The organism is Microbacterium sp. (assembly GCF_030149085.1).
In the GTDB taxonomy this organism is placed as follows: domain Bacteria; phylum Actinomycetota; class Actinomycetes; order Actinomycetales; family Microbacteriaceae; genus Microbacterium.
In genome coordinates this window covers 1-3,789 of record NZ_JASBSF010000391.1, presented here as the reverse complement: position 1 = coordinate 3,789, position 3,789 = coordinate 1, and the positions used below count along the sequence as shown (strand labels likewise).

Below are 3,789 nucleotides of genomic sequence, written 5' to 3'. Positions count from 1 at the left end.
CTCGTCGTGGTGGTTGCTGCAGCTGCGGTAGCCGCCGCGCTTCGGTGGTGGGGCCTGGCCGTCTAAGCCTTCCCACCGCACGGCCGCGATACAGTGATGCGGTGCCGCGCTTCTCGTTTCTTCGCCTTGCCGCGTGGGTGGTCGCGTTGATCGTCGGTGCGATCTATGGGGCCGCGGGAACCGTCAGCCATGCTTACCGTCTGTTCGGCATCCCGGTGGGGCTCGTGCTGGCGATGGTGGCGGGAGCGGCAGTGATCATCGCGGTGCGCCTTCTGACAGCCGACCGGTGGGCCGCGCTTGCCACCGGGCTTGGTGCCATGGGCATCACGATCGTGCTCTCGGGAACCGGAGCCGGTGGCTCGGTGATCGTGCCGCAGTCGATCCTGGGTGTCGTGTGGACCCTGTGGCTTCCCCTGGTGACGGCCTTCGTCGTCGCCTGGCCCGAGCGTGTCGATCGCGGACGGACAGCCGAGGCGGCCGACTAGACTTGCACCTGTGACGTATGTGATCGCCCTTCCGTGCGTCGATGTCAAGGATCGTGCCTGCATCGACGAGTGCCCCGTCGACTGCATCTATGAGGGGGAGCGCAGCCTCTACATTCACCCGGATGAGTGTGTCGACTGCGGTGCGTGCGAGCCCGTGTGCCCCGTTGAGGCGATCTATTACGAAGATGACCTGCCCGAGGAATGGCAGGACTACTACAAGGCGAATGTCGAGTTCTTCGATGACCTTGGCTCGCCCGGTGGGGCCGCCAAGGTCGGGGTGATCCCCAAGGATCACCCGATCATTGCCGAGCTGCCTCCGCAGAACCACTGATCCCGGGTTTCGACGGATGGGCGTCGCCGACCTGGCCGATTACCCGTGGGACGCGATGGCGCCCTACGCCGCGCGGGCCCGCTCGCACCCGGACGGGATGGTCGATCTTTCGATCGGTTCGCCGGTAGACCCGACTCCTGAGGTGATCGCGCGAGCTCTTGCCGCCTCGACCGACGCTCATGCCTACCCGCAGACCGTCGGCACGCCTCAGCTGAGGGAGGCGATCGTCGACTGGTACGCGCGTCGGCGCGGAGTGCCGGGGCTCACGATTGACGCTGTGCTCCCGACCATCGGGTCGAAGGAACTCGTCGCGCTCCTGCCGCTGCTCCTGGGCCTGGGACCGGGAGACGTCGTCGTCCATCCGGTTGCGGCATACCCGACCTACGAGGTCGGCGCACGAGTCGTGGGGGCGACGCCGATCGCTTCCGACGATCCGACCCAGTGGCCCCAGAACACGCGGCTGGTCTGGGTCAACTCGCCGGGGAATCCCGACGGGGCGGTTCTGGATGCTGCTGCGCTGCGTGTCGCCCGTGACCGGGCGCGAGAGCTCGGTGCGGTGCTCGCGAGCGACGAGTGCTACGCCGAGCTCGGCTGGGATGCGCCCTGGGATCGTGAGGCGATCCCGTCCGCGCTGGACCCCCGCGTCACCGACGGGGACAACACCGGGATCTTGTCGGTGTATTCGCTGAGCAAGCAGTCGAACCTTGCCGGATACCGTGCAGCGTTCGTCGCGGGTGACACCGCGGTCATCCAAGGGATGCTGACAGCTCGTAAACACCTGGGCCTGATGCCGCCCGCACCTGTTCAGGCTGCCATGGCCGCGGCCCTCCGCGATGACACGCACGTCGCCGACCAGCGTGAGCTCTACCGGCATCGGCGCGAGCTGCTTCGACCCGCTGTCGAGGAGGCGGGATTCCGTGTCGAACGAAGCGAAGCCGGACTGTATCTGTGGCTCACGCGCGATGAGGACGCCTGGACCTCCGTCGAGTGGTTCGCGCAGCGCGGCATCCTCGTAGGGCCTGGTGTCTTCTATGGGGCACAGCACACACGCCATGTCCGGTTGTCTTTGCCGGCAACCGATGAACGTATCGCCGCTGCGGCGCATCGCCTCCGCGCCGGCTAGGTGTCTCGCACGCCCCGCTCGGGCAGCCCGCTGCAAGGGTTCCTCCATCGAAACCGCCAGCGCTTTGGCTGTGCGCACAGTAGGCCGAGCCGACTACTAGGCTGTAAGGGCAGCCCGGGCACCGACGCGTGCTTGGACGGCTCCGCGAGGCGGCGAACCCGTCCCGGTGCCGACGACAGCCCCAGACAATGCAAGGAGGCGCCGTGGACGACGCGCAGACCCCGCAGCAGAAGGCCATCCTGACCGTCGGTGATCGGACCGCCGAGTTCCCCGTGCTCCACGGCACCGACGGGGTGCCGAGCATCGACGTTGCAACACTCACCCGGCAGACCGGGTTCACGGCTTTGGACTACGGGTTCGTCAACACGGCATCGACGAAGTCGGCTATCACCTACATCGACGGGGATGCCGGCATCCTGCGCTATCGCGGGTATCCGATCGAGCAGCTTGCCACTCACAGCACGTACCTCGAGGTCGCATGGCTGCTCATCTACGGGGAGCTGCCCACCGCTGATGAGCTCGCGGAGTTCGATAACCGCATCCGTCGCCACACGCTGCTGCACGAGGACCTCAAGCGCTTCTTCGGTTCGCTGCCCCCGACGGCGCACCCGATGTCGGTGCTGTCAGCGGCTACCGCGGCCCTGTCGACCTACTACGAGGACGAGTCCGACCCCCACAACCCCGAGCACGTCGAGGTCAACACGATCCGGCTTCTCGCGAAGCTCCCGGTCATCGCCGCGTACGCGCACAAGAAGAGCATCGGCCAGGCGTTCCTCTACCCCGACAACTCGATGAGCTTCGTCGACAACTTCCTCAAGCTCAACTTCGGCGTGCTGTCCGAGCTGTACGAGGTCAACCCCGTCGTCTCCCGCGCACTCGAGCGGTTGCTGATCCTGCACGAGGACCACGAGCAGAACGCGTCGACCTCGACAGTGCGCCTGGTCGGGTCGACCGGCGCCAACCAGTTCTCGTCGATCTCGGCGGGCATCAACGCGCTCTACGGTCCGCTGCACGGCGGCGCGAACGAGGCGGTTCTCTCGATGCTCGCCCGCATCCGCGACTCGGGTGAGAGCGTCGAGCGGTTCGTCGAGCGGGTCAAGAACAAAGAAGACGGTGTCAAGCTCATGGGCTTCGGTCACCGGGTCTACAAAAACTACGACCCGCGCGCGAAGCTCGTGAAGGAGTCAGCCGACGAGGTGCTCTCGGAGCTCGGCGTGCACGACCCGCTGCTGGATCTTGCCAAGCAGCTCGAAGAGATCGCCCTCAACGACGACTACTTCAAGGAGCGTCGACTCTACCCGAACGTCGATTTCTACACCGGCGTCATGTACAAGGCGATGGGCTTCCCCACGCGCATGTTCACGGTGCTGTTCGCGATCGGTCGCCTTCCGGGATGGCTCGCCCACTGGCGGGAGATGAACGGCGACCCGCATACCAAGATCGGTCGGCCGCAGCAGCTGTACACCGGCGCGCCCGAGCGTATGTACCCGGGCGTCTGAGAGAGCTGCTGCGCCAGTCGGACGCGAGGAATCTGGCATTCTGAACGGATGCCGAAGCTCCTCGTCCGCGTTCCCTCCCCGCTCCTCGCTCAGGGGGAACTGACACACCTCGACCGAGTCGAGGCGGATGCCGACCTCGCGCTGTCTCAGTGGCGGGACTATGGCTCGGTCTATCGTGACCGTGGCTGGCAGATTGTCGACGTTGCTGAGGCCCCGGACCAGCCCGACGGTGTCTTCATCGAGGATGCCCTCGTCGTGTTCGACGACATCGTGGTGATTGGTCGGCCCGGCGCCGAATCTCGACGGGGCGAGATCGCAACGGCCCGGGCGGCGGCAGACACGCTCGGCCTC

Annotated in this window: 4 protein-coding genes and 1 pseudogene; all 5 read left to right on the top strand. The window is 66.3% G+C overall.

Features of this window, described 5'->3' with window-relative positions:
* Positions 1 to 101 precede the first annotated feature (101 nt).
* A complete protein-coding gene (locus tag Q1V87_RS15455; RefSeq protein WP_300594871.1) occupies positions 102 to 485 on the top strand; it encodes a histidinol dehydrogenase in 384 nt (127 codons plus the stop codon).
* A 10-nt stretch (positions 486 to 495) separates the two neighbouring features.
* Positions 496 to 816 carry a ferredoxin gene (fdxA, locus tag Q1V87_RS15450; protein WP_300594868.1) on the top strand — a complete coding sequence of 107 codons (321 nt, stop codon included), beginning with the start codon at positions 496 to 498 and terminating at the stop codon, positions 814 to 816.
* Positions 817 to 832: 16 nt separating this feature from the next.
* The gene (gene dapC, locus Q1V87_RS15445) at positions 833 to 1,939 is read left to right on the top strand and encodes a succinyldiaminopimelate transaminase (protein ID WP_300594865.1); all 1,107 of its coding nucleotides are present in this window, start codon (positions 833 to 835) and stop codon (positions 1,937 to 1,939) included.
* Positions 1,940 to 2,142: 203 nt separating this feature from the next.
* The gene (locus Q1V87_RS15440) at positions 2,143 to 3,438 is read left to right on the top strand and encodes a citrate synthase (protein ID WP_300594862.1); all 1,296 of its coding nucleotides are present in this window, start codon (positions 2,143 to 2,145) and stop codon (positions 3,436 to 3,438) included.
* A 48-nt stretch (positions 3,439 to 3,486) separates the two neighbouring features.
* A pseudogene (locus Q1V87_RS15435) lies at positions 3,487 to 3,789 on the top strand (N(G),N(G)-dimethylarginine dimethylaminohydrolase); the annotation flags it as partial.